This is a genomic window from Arthrobacter sp. KBS0703, from assembly GCF_002008315.2.
GTDB lineage: Bacteria > Actinomycetota > Actinomycetes > Actinomycetales > Micrococcaceae > Arthrobacter.
Genome location: NZ_MVDG02000001.1, coordinates 3,564,228 through 3,580,123, shown reverse-complemented (window position 1 = coordinate 3,580,123; position 15,896 = coordinate 3,564,228). Strand labels below are relative to the sequence as shown.

General features: G+C 66.5%; 17 protein-coding genes. 8 read left to right on the top strand and 9 right to left on the bottom strand.

What is annotated here, in order from left to right; genetic code table 11:
• Positions 1-53: 53 nt before the first annotated feature.
• Positions 54-1,088, bottom strand: a complete 1,035-nt coding sequence (locus B1A87_RS16665; RefSeq protein ID WP_185982350.1) for a beta-propeller fold lactonase family protein — start codon at positions 1,086-1,088, stop codon at positions 54-56.
• 205 nt (positions 1,089-1,293) lie between these two features.
• On the opposite strand from B1A87_RS16665, the gene B1A87_RS16660 reads away from it, so the two are divergent.
• A complete protein-coding gene (locus B1A87_RS16660; protein ID WP_078027510.1) occupies positions 1,294-2,196 on the top strand; it encodes a putative protein N(5)-glutamine methyltransferase in 903 nt (300 codons plus the stop codon).
• Positions 2,197-2,336: 140 nt separating this feature from the next.
• Here B1A87_RS16660 and B1A87_RS16655 read toward each other — a convergent pair whose 3' ends face one another.
• The 4 genes from B1A87_RS16655 to B1A87_RS16640 form a co-directional block, all read right to left on the bottom strand.
• Complete coding sequence (locus B1A87_RS16655; RefSeq protein ID WP_313902492.1) at positions 2,337-3,746, bottom strand: DUF222 domain-containing protein; 1,410 nt, start codon at positions 3,744-3,746, stop codon at positions 2,337-2,339.
• A gap of 783 nt (positions 3,747-4,529) precedes the next feature.
• Positions 4,530-5,012 carry a hypothetical protein gene (locus tag B1A87_RS16650; RefSeq protein WP_078029057.1) on the bottom strand — a complete coding sequence of 161 codons (483 nt, stop codon included), beginning with the start codon at positions 5,010-5,012 and terminating at the stop codon, positions 4,530-4,532.
• A gap of 118 nt (positions 5,013-5,130) precedes the next feature.
• Positions 5,131-5,394, bottom strand: a complete 264-nt coding sequence (locus tag B1A87_RS16645; protein WP_078029058.1) for a GlsB/YeaQ/YmgE family stress response membrane protein — start codon at positions 5,392-5,394, stop codon at positions 5,131-5,133.
• A gap of 144 nt (positions 5,395-5,538) precedes the next feature.
• Positions 5,539-6,369: an aldo/keto reductase gene (locus tag B1A87_RS16640; RefSeq protein ID WP_078029059.1), complete on the bottom strand. Its 831-nt coding sequence runs from the start codon at positions 6,367-6,369 to the stop codon at positions 5,539-5,541.
• A gap of 145 nt (positions 6,370-6,514) precedes the next feature.
• Here B1A87_RS16640 and B1A87_RS16635 point away from each other — a divergent pair, with 145 nt between their 5' ends.
• Together B1A87_RS16635 and B1A87_RS16630 are read left to right on the top strand one after the other, a co-directional pair.
• Complete coding sequence (locus B1A87_RS16635) at positions 6,515-7,213, top strand: CDP-alcohol phosphatidyltransferase family protein (protein WP_260680902.1); 699 nt, start codon at positions 6,515-6,517, stop codon at positions 7,211-7,213.
• A 149-nt stretch (positions 7,214-7,362) separates the two neighbouring features.
• The gene (locus B1A87_RS16630) at positions 7,363-7,587 is read left to right on the top strand and encodes a hypothetical protein (RefSeq protein WP_078029060.1); all 225 of its coding nucleotides are present in this window, start codon (positions 7,363-7,365) and stop codon (positions 7,585-7,587) included.
• 101 nt (positions 7,588-7,688) lie between these two features.
• On the opposite strand, the gene B1A87_RS16625 is transcribed toward B1A87_RS16630, so the two are convergent.
• Both B1A87_RS16625 and B1A87_RS16620 read right to left on the bottom strand, forming a co-directional pair.
• Entirely contained in the window at positions 7,689-8,660 is a 972-nt protein-coding gene (locus B1A87_RS16625) for an aldo/keto reductase (protein ID WP_078029061.1), read from the bottom strand.
• Between the two features lie 35 nt (positions 8,661-8,695).
• Positions 8,696-9,541 (bottom strand): aldo/keto reductase, encoded by an 846-nt coding sequence (locus tag B1A87_RS16620; protein ID WP_078029062.1) that lies wholly within the window; start codon positions 9,539-9,541, stop codon positions 8,696-8,698.
• 158 nt (positions 9,542-9,699) lie between these two features.
• Between B1A87_RS16620 and B1A87_RS16615 the strand changes: the two genes are divergently transcribed.
• On the top strand, positions 9,700-10,644 hold the full coding sequence (locus tag B1A87_RS16615) for a helix-turn-helix transcriptional regulator (RefSeq protein ID WP_078029063.1): 945 nt from the start codon (positions 9,700-9,702) through the stop codon (positions 10,642-10,644).
• A gap of 129 nt (positions 10,645-10,773) precedes the next feature.
• Positions 10,774-10,965: a hypothetical protein gene (locus tag B1A87_RS16610; RefSeq protein ID WP_078029064.1), complete on the top strand. Its 192-nt coding sequence runs from the start codon at positions 10,774-10,776 to the stop codon at positions 10,963-10,965.
• Positions 10,966-11,250: 285 nt separating this feature from the next.
• On the opposite strand, the gene B1A87_RS16600 is transcribed toward B1A87_RS16610, so the two are convergent.
• Together B1A87_RS16600 and B1A87_RS16595 are read right to left on the bottom strand one after the other, a co-directional pair.
• Positions 11,251-11,460: a dodecin gene (locus B1A87_RS16600; protein ID WP_078029066.1), complete on the bottom strand. Its 210-nt coding sequence runs from the start codon at positions 11,458-11,460 to the stop codon at positions 11,251-11,253.
• A gap of 75 nt (positions 11,461-11,535) precedes the next feature.
• Positions 11,536-12,237 carry a FadR/GntR family transcriptional regulator gene (locus tag B1A87_RS16595; protein ID WP_078029067.1) on the bottom strand — a complete coding sequence of 234 codons (702 nt, stop codon included), beginning with the start codon at positions 12,235-12,237 and terminating at the stop codon, positions 11,536-11,538.
• Between the two features lie 148 nt (positions 12,238-12,385).
• Between B1A87_RS16595 and B1A87_RS16590 the strand changes: the two genes are divergently transcribed.
• From B1A87_RS16590 to B1A87_RS16580, 3 genes are all read left to right on the top strand, one after another.
• Positions 12,386-13,867: a four-carbon acid sugar kinase family protein gene (locus B1A87_RS16590; RefSeq protein WP_078029068.1), complete on the top strand. Its 1,482-nt coding sequence runs from the start codon at positions 12,386-12,388 to the stop codon at positions 13,865-13,867.
• Between the two features lie 131 nt (positions 13,868-13,998).
• Positions 13,999-14,907: an NAD(P)-dependent oxidoreductase gene (locus B1A87_RS16585; protein WP_078029069.1), complete on the top strand. Its 909-nt coding sequence runs from the start codon at positions 13,999-14,001 to the stop codon at positions 14,905-14,907.
• Positions 14,907-15,779 carry a class II fructose-bisphosphate aldolase gene (locus B1A87_RS16580; protein ID WP_078029070.1) on the top strand — a complete coding sequence of 291 codons (873 nt, stop codon included), beginning with the start codon at positions 14,907-14,909 and terminating at the stop codon, positions 15,777-15,779. Before B1A87_RS16585 ends, B1A87_RS16580 begins: the two co-directional genes overlap by 1 nt.
• Positions 15,780-15,896 lie beyond the last annotated feature (117 nt).

The following is a 15,896-nucleotide window of genomic DNA, read 5'->3' as shown; positions in this document are numbered from 1 at the left end:
AGGTCTTGGTAATAGGAATGACGAATCCTGTATTGGGCTTGTCGATTTGTGGCTTAGCTTGCCACAACCAGGGCCGTAGGGGAACCCGTAACGAGCCGGTGGTGCACGCCTCCGGGCAGGCCGGTTTCGGGGTCAAGGCGGAAAGTCGTCACGTCGTGGGAACGCTCGTGGGCCACGTGAAGCCAGCCATCGCGGACCAGGTGGTGCCGCGGCCAATCGCCTCCGCTGAGAAAGTCCATGACGGGGCGAAGTTGCCCGGTCGTGCTGACCTCCAGCACGCAGATCCGGTTGGAACCCCGGACTCCCACATACACATGTTTACCGGCGGGGGAGAGCGCAATCTCCGCTGCCGAATCGCCTTCCAGGGCTCGGCCGGCCGTTGCCGGACCTTCGCCGACGAGTTCGAATGGTCCCGCACCGGACGCAGCCCGCACGGCAAAAACCTCGATGGAGTACTCGGAGACCACGAACACGGTTCCGTCGGCATGCTGCACCAGATGGCGGGGTCCGCTGTCCTTAGGAAGCAGCACCTCGTGATCGAGTGACAGGCCAGCCTCGGGCAGGTAGTGCCAGATGCGCAGCAGGTCATGGCCTAGGTCAGTTGTCATGATCCTGCCGTCGGCCAGCATCAGGCTCGCGTGGGCGCGGCTTGCCCGGCCGCCGTCGTAAGGATCCGCGGAAGGCGCCGCTGCGAAGCGGGCGGTCATGCCGCCGTCGGCATCCAGCCCGTAGAGCAGCACCTGGCCGTCGCCCCAGCAGGCAACTATCAGGAACCTGCCCCCGGGGTCGACGGCGACGTGGCACGCAGCCTCGCCGGCGGCCCACGGTTCACCAGCCGCTTCGAGCCCAAATTCCCCCCTCCGGCGGTAGGCCTGGACGGTTTTGGCCGTCTCGCCGACGGCGTAGACCATGGGCAGAGACGGGTGAACCGCAATGAAGGACGGCGAATCCGCCTTCGCAGCGGTGCCGCGCCACGTGAGGGTTCCGTCCGGGGCCACCGAGATGGCTCCGATTCCCGCGCCGTGTCCGCCGCTGTCCGAGGTGTAGGAGCCGGTCCAGATGAGCGGCTGGTTTTCGCTGGGCGTCATGGCTCCATCTTGCCAAGAGCTGCCCGGTTCCGGGTCAGATAACATGAAGATTCGCAGGCGCCGAAGTGCGCGCCGCTTTGGAGAGCCGGGGGAGGTGGGAACCATTACTGCAATGCCAGCCTGGGTTCTCCCTGCCGGCTGCCGTCCGGACCAACGGAGCTAGCCGATGCGCGGAGTGCCCATCTTTCAACCGAAGGACGCTCCCATGCCGTTTGCTCATCCATCTCTTTCCCGTTCTGCCGTCATCGCCCAGCTTCGCGCCGCAGGTTGTGTCTTCGCCGAGGACGAAGCCGAACTCCTTCTTGCCGCCCCGTTCTCCCCAAGTGAGTTGGCCGCCGCGGTCGAACGGCGGGTTGGCGGGTTTCCACTCGAACATATCCTTGGCTGGGCCGAGTTCTGCGGCCTGCGGATCGCGGTGGAACCCGGGGTCTTCGTACCACGCCGGCGCACCGAACTCATTGTCCGTGAGGCCGCCGTGCTGCTTGGGGCACCAGCCTCCGGTCCGGATGCTTATGACTCACGACCAGCGGTCGCACCGGCCGGCGCCGGAGGCACGGCGCTGGCAGCGAGGGCCACTGCGGTGATGGAACCATTCGCGACGCGGCCGGAGCGGATTGTCGTGGACCTTTGCTGTGGCTCAGGTGCGGTGGCCACCGCGTTGGCCGCGGCAGTCACAGGCATCGAGTTGCATGCCGCCGACGTCGATCCCACCGCAGTGCGCTGCGCCCGCGGGAACGTTGTCCCGGCAGGCGGCGACGTTCATGAAGGCGACCTTTATGCGGCCCTGCCCGCCCGACTGCGAGGGCGCGTTGACATTCTGGCGGTCAACGCGCCCTACGTGCCCACTGCTTCCATCAGCAGCATGCCCCACGAAGCCCGGGATCACGAGCCGCGGGTCTCCCTTGATGGAGGGCCGGACGGGCTCGACGTCCAGCGAAGGGTAATCGCGGAAGCCCCTGCATGGCTCCAGGCAGGAGGGCACCTGCTCATTGAAACGAGCCGCCGTCAGGCCCACCAGACCGCGCTGGCCATGACCCAAGGAGGCCTGACGCCCCGCATTGCCTATTCGGAGGAACTGGACGCGACGGTGGTCATCGGACGGCGGTAGTTGGCCCCGGCAGCTTGCGGCTTGAAGATCAGCCGTGCACGTGTCCGTCCGCCGTCTGCGTTCTGCTTCGGCCGCTTTCTGCTTCGGCTCGTGGCGCGCCCGTTGCCGATTGCCCCAGCGCTCTTACCACTGGCCCTCAACTACCTGTGACCAGGCGCCCTGTGCGTGCGCCCGCCACCCTCGTGGCTTGCGCGCTGTTGCGTCGGCTGGCTTGCGTTCCCGGGGGTGGGTTTAGTTGTGGTGTTGGTGGTTGCGGCGGGGTGTTTGTTTGGGGTCGATGTGGGGTGGGGGGGGATGAACCAGGGGATGCCGGTTTGCATGTGGATGGTCCATTGTTCTTTGTGGATGAGGTGGTGGTGGTGGGTGCAGAGGAGTGTGCCGTTGTCGGTGTTGGTGGGTCCGCCGTGTGACCAGTAGGTGGTGTGGTGGGCTTCGCACCAGGGGGCGGGGATGGTGCAGTTGGGGAAGGTGCAGCCTTGGTCGCGGGCGGTGATGGCTTTGCGGATGTGGGGCGGGAAGATGCGGGTGGTGCGGCCGATGTCGAGGATGCGGCCTTCGCTGCCGAGGAGGATGGGGATGATGTCGGCGTCGCAGGCGATTTTGCGGATGGTGGCGGGGGTGACGGGGCCGGTGTAGGTGAAAGTGCCGGTGCCGGTCGCGGTGCCGGGTAGCCCGTCGGCGGGGGATCCGGGCTGGTTGCCGCCGGTGGACCGGGGACGGCGATTCGCGGTGGTGTTGTAGCGGGCTCCGTTGGTGGCGGTGGTTTCGAGGCGGTTGAGGAGGTCCTGGTAGCTGATGGTGACCATGACTTGGGGTCGGAGGCCGCCGGTGGCGGGCAGGGTTGCGGTGGCGAGGGCGGTTTTGCAGGCGCCGATGAGGCCGTCGAGGAGTTGTTGGGGCCGGGTGCGGCGTTCCAGGTGGGCGGTGTCGGCGGCGGCCTCGGCTGCGGCGCCGAATCCCGGCCCGGTGTGAGGTCCCGCAGCGGTGCCTTCGTTCGTGTCCGTGGTGGTGCCGTTCTCGCCGTCTGCGTCGCTGTTTCCGGGGCCGGTGGTGAGTGGGGTGCGGGGGTTGGTGGCGGTGTTCATGACGGTGAGGAGGTGTTCGTATTGGTCGGGGGTGGCGAAGATTTCGAGGTGGTGGAGTCCGCGGCGGGGGCGGCGGAGGAAGGTGCCTTGGCGGTGGCGGAGGTCTTCTTCGCTGGGTTCGGTGCCGTCCTGGTCGATGGCGTCGGTCCAGCGCTGGGTGATGCGGGTGAGGAAGTCCTGGTCGTTGGTGGTCGCGGTGCGGGTCAGGACGTGTTCCATCCGGGCGAGGTCCTCGGGTGCGGCGATGTGGCGGACGAGGCCCAGGGCGGTGGTGATGATGGTGCCGGCGCGGGAGGCGATGGTGCCGGTGGCGAGGGCGGCGGCGGTTTCTTCGCAGGCCGGGGGCAGGGGCTGGCCGGTGATGCCGGTGCGGGGGGGACGGCGGAGGCCAGGGCGAGACGGCGGCGGGCTTCCCCGGTGCCGATCCGTAGCCGGACCCTGAGGAACTCGGCGGTGTTCCGGCACCCGTCATCAGCCAGCGACACCGCCGAAACCCGGCCGTTGCTGGCGGCGGCGCCGAAGGGTGAAGTGGGAACGGCAACAGAGTCTGGAGAAGCGGCCGCGGCCGAGCCAGAGGCACCAGCGGCAGCGGTGCCGTCGTCATCCGCGGCTTCGGTGTCGTGGCCCCAGCCGGTGGTCCAGCCGGCGGCTTTGCTTGCGGGTCCGGCGGCGTTGATCGCTTCGGTGCGGGTCCGGCGGCGTTGATCGCTTCGGTGCGGGTCCGGTCCACGGCCACCGCACTGGGGAGTTGCAGGTGCTCGGCCCGGCGGGCGATCTCTTCGGCGAGCCCGGCGAAATCCGCGGCGGCCGGGAAACCGGCCAGGGCCAGCTCACCGGGTGCGGATTCGACGGCGGCTTCCAGCAGCACCAGGCACAGTTGCAGGCGGTCGCTCGCCCCGCCAAAACCGGCGGCACCAAAGCCGGCGGCAGCCCCGCCGTCGGACGCAGAAGTGTCCGCCACGGCGGGTGCGCCGGCCAGGGAGGCCAGGGAGGCAGGGGTAAACGCCCCTGGACCAGGAATGCCGCGCAGCTGCGAAATACGGCGGCCCGGAAGTGTTGCCCGGACCGCCGTGCCGCTTGCGCTTTCCCCTATGGCTTCCATACGAGAACTCTGCCAGAGGGGTCTGACAATAATGCTGAGGACAAATCAGGGCCCTGGGTGTACTTGGCCAGGACCCGAGATTGCACCGGGACCCGACGCGGAGCGCGTCCGCGATCGGATCCCGCAATCAGGGGACTACACCTTAATTACTGCCTCTTGGGGTCCACGTTGGTTGCGGCTCCTGCCGGAGTGGCGCCGCCCTCATCGGACCAGTCCTGGCCCGACGAATCGTTCAGGGCAGGATCGGATTCGACGTCGGACGTGCCGAGGTTGACCGTCTCCGGGTGCGTGCTGTGCGCGGGAACGTGCTCACTGTCTGAGTCGCCACCTGACGCGGCGGCCCCTGCTGACGGGGACGCAGCGCCGCCGCCGGCCGTTGAAGCGTCGCGGTGCATGGCGGAACTGAGCACTGTGCCGGCCCGCCGCGCTGCCTCAGAGAGCTGGTCGCCCACTTCGGGTGCCCTTTCCTTGACGGCCTCAGTGGCGGCGGCAACCTTGTCCTGAACTGGTTTGCTGTCCCAGATGCTGGCGGCGCGGGCTTTGAGTTTGTCGTACGCTGCCCGGCCGGACCTGGATCCGAGCACGTAACCGGCGGCAATTCCTACGCCTAAGAGAAGTTTGGATTTCATGGCGAACTCCTGCTCTTGTGGGGGGCTCAGTACGGTGTGAAGCTTCATCCTGCTAGGCGCTCTAGCTAAGAAGCCGGCCCCGGGAAATGACCCGGGGCCGGCTTCGGCCGCGCTATGTCTAGCGGGCGGTGCGCCTGGTGATCATGCCGTACACCAGCAGCACGATGATCGCGCCGCCGATTGCCAGCAGCCACGTGGACAGCGAGAAGAACTCGTTGATGCCGACGCCGAAGAGTGCGCTGCCAATAAACCCACCCAGGATTGCTCCGACGACGCCGAGCAGCAGCGTGATGAAGATGCCGCCGCCCTGCCGGCCTGGGAGGATGGCCTTAGCAATAGCGCCGGCGATGAGGCCCAGAATCAGAAATGCGAAAAAACCCATTTTATCGTTCCTTCTTCTTTCATTGAGGAGGCACCCGGTGTGCCGGGTACGCTTCGTCCTTCTGCTCAATACTAAACATGCTTACTATTTTTCTGCCAGTCGGTGTTTGCGGAAAACTCGCGGGAGAACGCCTTTTGCCACCCTTCAGTGACCTTGGACGTCCGAGTTCACGCCAGCCTCCGGCCCTTCATCCAGTGTGTTAATGGCCGCCAGGTCCTCGTCGTCCAGGACGAACTCAAAGACGTCGATATTTTCTTTCATTCGCTGTGGATCGGCGGACTTTGGGATGGTGACGAGCCCCTGTTGAACATGCCAGCGCAGCACCACTTGGCTTTCGGTTTTGCCGTGTTTGATGGCAATGCGCTGCAACACCGGCGCGGAGAGCAAGCCCGAACCTGACCCGAGCGGGCTGTACGATTCGGTGACGATTCCGTGGTGCTGGTGGTAGGCGCAGTCGGCCGATCGCGTGACGGAAGGGTTCAGCTGGATCTGGTTGACGGCGGGCACCACGTCACTCGCCCACATGAGCTGTTCCAAGTGGGATGGCTTGAAATTCGACACCCCGATCGAGCGGGCCTTACCTTGACCCTGAAGCCGTTCGAAGGTCTTCCAGGTAGAGATGAACTCCCCGCGCCGGGGCAGTGGCCAGTGGATCAGGAGCAAGTCGACGTAGTCCATATTCAGCCGCTTCAGGGATCCTTCGAGGCCGGCCAGGGCCTTGTCCCCGCCCTGGAATTCTCCGTCGAGTTTGGTGGTGACGAACAACTCCTCACGGTTCAGGCCGGTTGCCCGGATCCCTTCGCCCACACCGGCTTCGTTTCCGTATCTAACGGCAGTATCGATATGCCGGTACCCGGCTTCCACTGCATTTACGACGGCGGTGGCCACCTCGCGGCCGTTCAGTGGCCACGTGCCGAGTCCGATCTGCGGGATCCGGTGGCCGTCGTTTAGGGCGACGAGCGGTGATAGAGCCATGCGAAAAGTCTTTCCTATGGACCGCTGTTTGCACAGGGCCAATCGCAAGTGCCCGTCAGCGTGACCGGAAGTTGCTACGATGAGCGCGAGGTGGCATATGGAGAGCTCGGCGGGACGTAGTGCCCTGACGGATGCGGCTGCTGCGATGGCTGGATTTCTCGCGGTTGGCAGCTGGATTGTGGCAGTCCCGCTTCGGGAGTTCGCGGTTCCGTATTTGGCGCTGGCGGCCGGAGTCGCGGTGGTGGCAAGCGCCGATGCTTCGATCCTCCGCCGCAAGCCCCGTCGCAGCACCCCCGCCGATCGCGTGACGCTTGTCCGCGCCGTTCTCGTGGCATGTTGCGCAACCATGGCCGTTCCCGTCCTGCTGGGTGGGGGCCCGCCGGGCGCCTTTTTTGTTGTGCTGGGCGGCCTGGCGTTCGTGCTCGATGCCGTGGATGGAGCTGTGGCGCGCAGGACAGGCAGTTCGTCGCCGGCGGGGGCGCGCCTGGATGTTCAAACCGACGCGGCCCTGGTGCTGGTCTTGTCGTGTGCCGCGGCGCCCGGCATGGGCCCTTGGGTCCTTGCCATCGGGCTGATGTGGTACGCGTTCGTGGCCGCTGGGCAGCTCCGACCCTCCTTGCGGGGTGTGCTCAGGCCGAACAGGCTGCGGAAGATTATCGGCGCTTACCAGCCGTTTGCCTTCCTGCTGGCGCTCACTCCTGGTGTGCCGGAAGGCCTCGGCGCCGTAGCCGTGGTTTTGGCCTTGCTGACGCTGGTGGGGTCCTTCGGACGGGACGTCATCGAGTTGGAGCGGAGCCACCGGAAGCCGGTTGGATTCGAGGCCGGGACCGAACTGGTCAACTGACGGAATGGCCTGTGCGCCCTGACGGGGCTATGGACTAACCGGGACTGCGCTGATATGGCTTGGGGGTAGTCGGTGCACGAGCGAGATCGGCCGGGAGTCCACCTCGGCCGTACCTGATGCCAGGCACTCCCAACCAGCAAAGGAGCCTGATGATGAGCGAAGAACCCGACGATTCCACCACCAACCCGTCCGGTAAATTTCCCTTCGACCCGGCGGAAAACCCGCCTGCGGAGGACCCCGCGATCCCCCCGCAGTCTCCGCCGGCCTCGCCCGACAAGGCCTCGCCCGAAGGGCAGTCCGGCGAACCCGAGGACCCGGCCTTGGAAGACCCCCAGCATCCGCCCGGACCCAGCGGCTCATCAGTCCAGCCGTAGCCGGCGCCAGCCTGCCGCTACCGACTTGGTGCTATCAATAGACTGCAGCCGCCGTCGCGCCGTTCACGGCCCGACGGCGGCTGCCGTTCTGCCCGGGGCAGTCACCAGGCGTAGTCCTCCGGGGCCGTACGGTGTCCCGGGAAGATGGCATCCAACCGCTTGAGCGCGTCGTCGTTCAGCGAGACGTCCAACGCGCGGACGGCGGCGTCGAGCTGTTCCTGGGTCCGGGGCCCGACGATCGGCGCCGTCACCGCAGGCTGGTGGAGGAGCCAGGCGAGGGCGATGTCGCCGGGCTCGTGGCCGAGATCGTCTGCAAGGTCCTCGTACTCCCTGATCTGGTCGTGGTGCTTTTTCAGCGTTTCGTGCGCGCGCCCCTCCAGGCGCCGGACGCCGTCGCGCTCTTTCTTCAGGACCCCGCCGAGAAGCCCGCCGTGCAGCGGGGACCATGGAATTATTCCGAGCCCGTATTGCTGGGCTGCCGGAATGACTTCAAGCTCCACGTTCCTGGTCAGCAGGTTGTAGATGGACTGCTCGCTGACCAGGCCGTTGTAGTGGCGCCGGGCGGCGGCTTCCTGTGCCTGCGCAATGTGCCAGCCCGCGAAATTGCTGCTGCCGGAGTAGAGGATCTTGCCCTGCTGCACGGCTACCTCGATGGCCTGCCAGATCTCGTCCCACGGAGTGTTCCGGTCCACGTGGTGGAACTGGTAGACGTCGATGTAGTCGGTCTGGAGCCGCTTGAGGCTGGCATCGAGAGCGCGGCGGATGTTCAGCGCCGAGAGCTTGGACCCATTAGGGCGGTCCGTCATGGTGCCGTACAGCTTGGTCGCCAGGACCGTGCGTTCACGGCGTTCGCCGCCCTTGGCGAACCAGCGGCCGATGATTTCCTCGGTCCAGCCGCGGTGCTCGGCGCCCCCGTAAACGTTGGCCGTGTCGAAGAAATTGATGCCCGACTCGTGCGCCGAATCCATGATCGAATGCGCAGCGGACTCCTCCGTCTGCGGGCCGAAGTTCATGGTGCCGAGGCAAAGACGGGAGACTTTCAGGCCGGAGCGGCCAAGGTGGGTGTACTGCATGGGTTTTTCCTCGATCCCGGTTGGCTTGTTTGAAGCTAGAGCTGGCTGTGGGCCGCAGTTGCTGGATCTCCGCCAACGCGGGTGCCGGCGTCCAGCGCGTTGATGGACTCGAGGTCCGCCGCGCTCAGGGAGATGTTCGCGGCAGCCATGTTCTCCCGCATGCGGGCCGGCGTTGAGGACTTCGGGATCACGATGGTGCCGGCCGCCAGGTGCCAGGCCAGGATGATCTGGGCCGGTGTGGCGCCCTTGTCCTCGGCCAGGGCCGTGACAGCCGCGGCGTTCAGGTCTGCACCCTGCCCCAGCGGGCTGTACGCCTCCACGGCGATCCCAAGGGAGCGGCTCTTGCTGGCCAGCGCAGACTGCTGGAACGTCGGGTGGAGTTCGATCTGGTTCACGGCGGGAACGACACCGGCGATCGCCAAGAGGGTATCCAGGTGGTCTTCCAGGAAGTTGGACACGCCGATGGCACGGATATGGCCTTCAACGTAGAGCGCTTCCATGGCCCGCCAGGCTTCGGTGAACAGGCCCTGGGACGGCACCGGCCAATGGATGAGGTAGAGGTCAACGACGTCCAGGCCCAGAGCCTTGCGGCTGTTTTCGAAGGCCTCGGCGGCGGAGCCCTGCTCACCGTTGCGCAGCTTGGTGGTGACGAAGATTTCCTCACGCGGTATGCCGGAGGCCGCGATTGCCGCGCCGACGCCGGCCTCGTTCTGGTATGCGGCCGCGGTGTCGATGTGCCGGTAGCCGGCTTCAAGGGCTTCTTCAACGATCCGCTGGGTCTCTTCCGCCGGGACCTGGAAAACGCCGAAACCGATCTGGGGGATGCGGACGCCGTTGTTGAGGGCGACCTGGCGGACGCCGGTTTCTGATGTCTGGGACATGGGAGTTCTCCTCGATGGGGGGATTTGGCTGGCTCTGCACTGAGCCTATTGGGGTGGACCGCCCGAGTCAGCAGTTATGCCTGTCCCTGTTTTTCCTAGGACTGGCAGTCCTACCTTCGTTGTAGAAACGGTCCCGTGGGCGGTGCAGAATGGTAGGCATGGGTCAGAGCGCCGAGTTCGGCAAATTCCTCAAGGCAATGCGGTCACGGCTGAAACCGGAAGATGCCGGAGTGGCTGGCGGCGGCAGCGCCAGACGCGTTCCGGGGCTGCGTCGGGAGGAAATTGCCCGGCTCGCGGACGTCAGCACGGACTACTACACGCGCCTGGAGCAGGGCAGGAACATCCACCCCTCGCGGGCCGTGCTCGATTCGGTGGCCAGGGCCCTCAAGCTTGATGCCAGCGAGCAGGCCCACATGATGAATCTCCTTGAGCACTGTGCCGAGTCCGCGCGCTCGCCCGTACCGGTCCAGGCCGTGCGTCCTGCCCTGCGCCAGCTGCTCGAAGCCGTGGGCGAAGTCCCTGCCCTTGTCCTGGGGCGGCGCACGGACGTTTTGGCGGGCAACCGGATGGCTTTCCTGCTCTTCGCGGATTTTCCGGAGTTGCCGCCGGGGGAGCGGAACCTCACCCGCTGGCTCATCCTGGATCCGCGGGCCCGCGAACTCTTCCGGGACTGGAAGGCGGTCGCGGCCGAGGCTGCCGGCGCGCTTCGCGTGGATGTCGGGCGCCACCCCAACGACGCGCAGGCCAATCAGCTGGTGGGCGAGCTCGCCGTGCACAGCGAGCAGTTCCGCCAGTGGTGGGCAGGCCATCGGGTGGCAACACGTTCCTCCGGCAGCTTGCGGCTCCATCACCCCGCCGTCGGGGACCTGGAACTGAACTTTGAAAACCTCGTCCTGCCGGACGACCCGGACCAGGTGCTTCGGGTGTTTTCCGCGAAGCCGGGCTCGCCGTCGGCGGATGCGCTGGCCCTGCTGGGCAGCCTCGGCGCGGGCACCGGGCGGGAAATCGCGACGGCGGGGGAGACTTCCGTTCCCGCCGCACCGGAATCACCGGAATCACCGGAAACCCGGGGTGCCGGCGTTCCGGGAGCCCAGCTTCCCTGATCAGGCTGCGCCGTTGTGCTGCTGCCCAGCCCGTAGGCGGGATTCTATCCATTCGCCCATTGGGCGCCGGGGGCCGTTTTCCTAGCCTTGGAGGAGAACTTCTTCGACCACCAAGGATGGCATTCAAAGATGAAACGCATCGCATTGCTCAGGGAACGCCACGTGCGTTCGGCCTCGACGGGAACCCATTGCCCGGCGTCGGGCCTGTGGACCCCGGATCAGTCGCCGGACGAGGCCCACACGTTCTTTGAGGGGCAGGTCTTTCCGACGTACCAGGGCACGCCCACCGTGTGGCGCCGCCGGGCCGCTGGCCAGGAATGACTGGCCAGGAATGACGGGCCCAAAACCTGTGAGCCAAGCCGACAGCCTGCAGCAGCGTCCGCCCTCAGCGGGGACGCGGCTCGCGCCCGCGCGCTGGACAGAGCTGGCTCCCGGCGAAGCGGTATGGGTTGAGAGTGACGGCTCCGGATTCGTTGCCGGACACGTCGATGAAGTCTCCGCGCACCAGGAAATGCTTTGGGTGGATTTTTCAGTCCGTGGCCGCCGCCTCCTGTGCGGCGGCGACCCCGTCCAAGTGTGGACCCGGGACTGACCTGATCCCTGCGGTCAGCGCTCCAGCCGGAAGCCGAGCTTGATGGTCACCTGCCAGTCGGCCACCTGGCCGTTATCGAGGTGGCCGCGGATTTCCTTGACTTCGAACCAGTCCAGGTTTCGTAGGGTCTTTGCTGCCTCGGCGATGCCATTGCGGACGGCCGCGTCCACGCCTTCGGTCGAGGTTCCGACAATTTCAGAAATGCTGTAGGTGTGATTAGACAACTTCGCTCCTCGTGATCGTCATCGATACCCGGCTGCGGGCCGTTCCAGCAGAGTATCGGACGGGGAGCCGCTGGACTAGGCTTCCAGGACGTAGCTTCTGAGGTCGTCCAGGGTTTGCTGCATATGGGCGTCCATTGCGTCGCGGGCTCGGCGGGGGTCGCGGGCGGCCAAGGCATCGTAAATGCCCTGGTGATGGCCGATGGCGTGCTCCTGGATTGCCGGCACCTGAGACGTTTCCGTGCGCCGCTTCTCCAGGACGCGGTGCAGCGGTTCGAACAGGACGGCCACAAAAACATTCTCGGAAGCGTGGAGGATCTCGTCGTGGAAGGCGAGGTCGGCCGCCACGAACCGGGCCAGATCCTGGACGCGGTGCGCTTCCCGCATCTCCTCGACCTGAATGTGCAGGGACTCGAGTTCCGCGTCGGTGATGCGTTGCGCCGCGAGCTCGCATGCGCCCGTTTCCAGCATCCTGCGCAGCTCGATGAGTTGGATTGCGGCGGCGGGCCCGTTCTGCCCCTCTGAGGCGGCCCGTAGCACGGCCTCCAGGGACGACCAGCGGTTCAGCGGATTCACGAAGGTCCCTCGGCCACGCTCCACGCTGAGGATGCGCTGCGCTTCAAGAGTTTTCATAGCTTCACGGACGGTCATTCTGCTGACCTCGTGCCGCGCGCTCAGCTCAAGCTCGCCGGGCACGCTGGCGCCCGGCGGGAATTCGCCTGCGATGATGCGGTCCAGGAGTTCGTCAGCGACGACGCCCACCAGTGATTTGCGTGCCATTTTCCCCGTTCACCTTGTCAGGCCCGTATGTCTGACAAGTCTACTTGCGCACGCGGTGTGCGTTATGCCACACTAGCATCAAACGCCAGATGTCTGACATCTGACAACAATCGTTCCGCAATATAGTTTCGACACAACGGAGTGCACAGTGCCCCTTGAAGCAGACATCCTGGCCGCTTTCCCCGCGGAGCTCCACGTCCCGGCCGAGCGGGTGGCCAGCGCAGTCGCGGCCTCTGCCGCGACGTCTCCCCGAGTACTGGTGGTGCTCGACGACGACCCCACCGGAACCCAGTCGGTTGCCGACTTGCCTGTGCTCACCCGCTGGGAAGTCGAAGACTTCACCTGGGCTCTCCATCAGGGTAAGGCCGCTGTCTACGTGCTGACCAACACCCGCAGCCTGGACCCGGCCGAAGCCGCCGCCCGCAACGAAGAAATCGTGCGCAACGCCCTGGCCGCCGCGCGTGACGGCGAGGGAGAAATCCACCTCAGCTTCGTCAGCCGCAGCGATTCGACCCTCCGCGGGCACTTCCCGCTCGAGCCCGACGTCATCGCCGCCACCGTGGCTGCGGAGAGCGGCGCGGCGACGGACGGCGTCGTAATCGTCCCCGCCTTTCCCGATGCCGGCCGTGTGACCATCGGGGGCGTGCACTACACCCGGGGAACGGGGCCCGACGCCGGGAACCTCACCCCTGTCGCGGAAACGGAATTCGCCAAGGACGCGACCTTCGGATTCGCCAACTCCGAGATGGCCAAGTACGTGGAGGAGAAGTCGCAGGGCAAGTTCCCTGCGGACTCCGTGATCGTGCTGGACCTCAACATCATCCGGGCCGGTGCCGGCACTGGAGATGCGGACGTCTCCGCCAAGGCCATCGCTGACGCGATCGAACCTGCCACTGCCTCCACCCCGATCGTGGCGGACATCGTCACCGAGAACGATCTCCGCGCCCTCGCACTGGGGCTGGAAGAGGCAGAGCGCCGCGGCAAGAAGCTGCTCTACCGCGTTGGGCCGCCGTTCGTCCGCGCCAGAATCGGCCAGGACATCCGGACCGAACTCAGCGGCGAGGAAGCGTACGCCGGCAACATCCCGTCCGAGGCCGGCGGCCTGATCGTAGTGGGCTCGCACGTCGGCGTGACCACGCGGCAGCTGAAGGTCCTCACAGATCAGCACAGCGCTGCCCGCATAGTGGAGATCGACGTCGAAAAGCTGCTGGGCGATGAAGCGGACGCCTACCTCGACCAGACAGTGGACACTGTCGTGGAAGGCCTTCACGGCGGTGACGTCATCGTCCACACGAGCCGCCTGCTCATCAAGACGGACGACCCGGCCGAAAGCCTGCGGATCGCGCGCACGGTGTCCGCCGCCGTCGTCGCGGTGGTAAACCGGACGCTCAAGACTTTCCCGCCGCGGTTCGTCATCGCCAAGGGCGGCATCACGTCCTCGGATGTGGCCGCACACGGACTGGAGATCCGGCATGCGATCGTCCGAGGCCCCATGCTGCCCGGCATCGTCAGCCTGTGGGAGCCGGTTGACGGCCCGGCCAAGGGCATCCCCTACATCGTGTTCGCCGGCAACGTGGGCGACGACGAGTCACTGGCGCAGGTCACCCGCAAGCTCAGCAACACCTTTTAATTCCATCCCCCGGTTGAGCCTGCCGGGCCTCGGTTTCGGCAGGCTCAACCAGCGGACATCACGGCTCGATGAGCGGAAAATTAGCTCAATCAGCGGAAACAAGCTCAAACACGCATTCAACGGAGAACACCATGACCGCGAATTACACAGTCACCGTCCTCGGCCTCGGGGCAATGGGCCTGCCGATGGCCACACGCCTGGCGAGCCAGCTCACCGTTCACGGCTTCGACATTGCCGAACCGCGCCTGCAGCTCGCTGAAGAGGCCGGCGTGCGCACCTTTGACTCCGCCCGCGAAGCCGCGGAAGGCACCGACGCGCTCCTGTTGGCCGTTCGCAACAGCGAACAGCTCAACGACGTCCTCTTCGGCGAGAACGGCGTGGCCTCGGTGCTGAAGCCGGGCGCCGTCGTCATCCTGACCAGCACCGTGGGTACCGAAGCGATTCCGGCCACGGTCAGCCGCCTGGCCGAATTCGGCGTTGGGCTTGTGGACGCACCCCTCTCCGGCGGGCCCAAGCGTGCCGGCGAAGGCGACCTGCTGATCGTGGTGGGCGCCGAGCCGGCGGCACTCGAGGCCGCCCGTCCCGTCCTGGAACTGCTCGCCTCCACCCTGACGGTCGTCGGCGACAAGCCCGGCGACGGGCAGGCGCTGAAGACCGTCAACCAGCTGCTCTGCGGAATCCACATCGCCGCCGCGGCCGAGGCCATGGCCCTGGCCGACGCCCTGGGCCTGGACCAGGCGAAGACGCTCGCCGCCCTCGAAGCCGGTGCGGCCGGATCCTTCATGCTCTCCAACCGCGGCCCGCGCATCCTGGAGGCGTACAGCGAGGACGGCGCCGAGGTGCTCAGCCGCCTGGACATTTTCGTCAAGGACATGGGCATCGTCGGCAAGGCAACCCGTAGCGCCGGGCTGGCCACGCCCGTTGCCGCCGCCGCCGAGCAGCTCTACCTGCTGGGCCAGGCCCATGGCCTGGCCGCCGCTGACGACTCCGCCGTCATCAAGGTCGTGGCCCCCACCAAGCGCACCGCACAGGCGGGCTGATGCGCACGCAACTCGACGAGCTCGTAGGCTCCGCGTTGCAGCAGGGCTCCGCCGTGCCCGCCTTCACGTGCTATGACTTCACCACGGCCCTCGCCGTTGTGGGCGCAGCCGAGGAAGCCGGCCGCGGCGTCATCCTGCTCGTGGCTCCCAAGACCGCAGCCACCACCTACGGACTGCGGCTCATCTCCGCCCTGCGGGGCCTGGCGGACGAGGCCTCCGTGCCGGTTGCCGTGCAGCTGGACCACGCGTCGGACCTCAATGTCATCACCGCGGCCGTTGCTGCCGGGGCGGATTCCGTCCTCGCTGACGGCTCGCCCCTGCCATATGAGGCGAACATCGCGCTGGTTCGCGAAGTCCGGGCGGCCTTGGACGCTCAAGGCGGCACCGACGTCGTGCTGGAGGCCGAGCTGGGCGGGCTCGCCGGCGATGAGGACAAGGCGTTCGGCGCCGATTCCGACGACGCCGCCGGAAACGACGTTGCCGGCCTCACGGATTCCGCGCAGGTGGAGGACTTCGTGGCAAGGACTGGGGCGCAACTGCTGGCCGTGGCCGTGGGCAACGTTCACGGAAAGTACAAGGGCGAGCCGCAGCTTCGGTGGGACGTCCTGCAGGACATTGCCGTGCGCACGCGTATCCCGCTGGTCCTCCACGGTGCGTCCGGAATCCCGGCGGAAGAGCTGGCCAAGGCCCCGGCGATGAACGTGGGCAAGGTCAACTTCAACACCGAGCTACGCACCGGCGTGCTGGCCACGCTCGAGGCGCAGACGGCGGCGCACCGCGCCGATGGCGAGAACCTGCAGGGGCTGCTGGCCCACTGGAATGCCTCGGCCAAGGACTTTGCCGCCGCCACGTTGGGCATGCTCAGCCGCTAGAGGGGACTCCCTTCGCCTCCTCTGGCCCTCGCTGCCCTCCCGGCGGACAATGGACCCTACGAAACAATGGACCCTACAAAACGGTTCGCCAGTTCCGCGTCGGGGAGGGGGCGCCAT

Coding starts and splice junctions, on each gene's coding strand:
- B1A87_RS16665 (WP_185982350.1), bottom strand. CDS start 1,088: ATGACGCCCAGCGAAAACCAGCCGCTCATCTGGACCGGCTCCTACACC.
- B1A87_RS16660 (WP_078027510.1), top strand. CDS start 1,294: ATGCCGTTTGCTCATCCATCTCTTTCCCGTTCTGCCGTCATCGCCCAG.
- B1A87_RS16650 (WP_078029057.1), bottom strand. CDS start 5,012: ATGAAATCCAAACTTCTCTTAGGCGTAGGAATTGCCGCCGGTTACGTG.
- B1A87_RS16645 (WP_078029058.1), bottom strand. CDS start 5,394: ATGGGTTTTTTCGCATTTCTGATTCTGGGCCTCATCGCCGGCGCTATT.
- B1A87_RS16640 (WP_078029059.1), bottom strand. CDS start 6,369: ATGGCTCTATCACCGCTCGTCGCCCTAAACGACGGCCACCGGATCCCG.
- B1A87_RS16635 (WP_260680902.1), top strand. CDS start 6,515: ATGGCTGGATTTCTCGCGGTTGGCAGCTGGATTGTGGCAGTCCCGCTT.
- B1A87_RS16630 (WP_078029060.1), top strand. CDS start 7,363: ATGATGAGCGAAGAACCCGACGATTCCACCACCAACCCGTCCGGTAAA.
- B1A87_RS16625 (WP_078029061.1), bottom strand. CDS start 8,660: ATGCAGTACACCCACCTTGGCCGCTCCGGCCTGAAAGTCTCCCGTCTT.
- B1A87_RS16620 (WP_078029062.1), bottom strand. CDS start 9,541: ATGTCCCAGACATCAGAAACCGGCGTCCGCCAGGTCGCCCTCAACAAC.
- B1A87_RS16615 (WP_078029063.1), top strand. CDS start 9,700: ATGGGTCAGAGCGCCGAGTTCGGCAAATTCCTCAAGGCAATGCGGTCA.
- B1A87_RS16610 (WP_078029064.1), top strand. CDS start 10,774: ATGAAACGCATCGCATTGCTCAGGGAACGCCACGTGCGTTCGGCCTCG.
- B1A87_RS16595 (WP_078029067.1), bottom strand. CDS start 12,237: ATGGCACGCAAATCACTGGTGGGCGTCGTCGCTGACGAACTCCTGGAC.
- B1A87_RS16585 (WP_078029069.1), top strand. CDS start 13,999: ATGACCGCGAATTACACAGTCACCGTCCTCGGCCTCGGGGCAATGGGC.
- B1A87_RS16580 (WP_078029070.1), top strand. CDS start 14,907: ATGCGCACGCAACTCGACGAGCTCGTAGGCTCCGCGTTGCAGCAGGGC.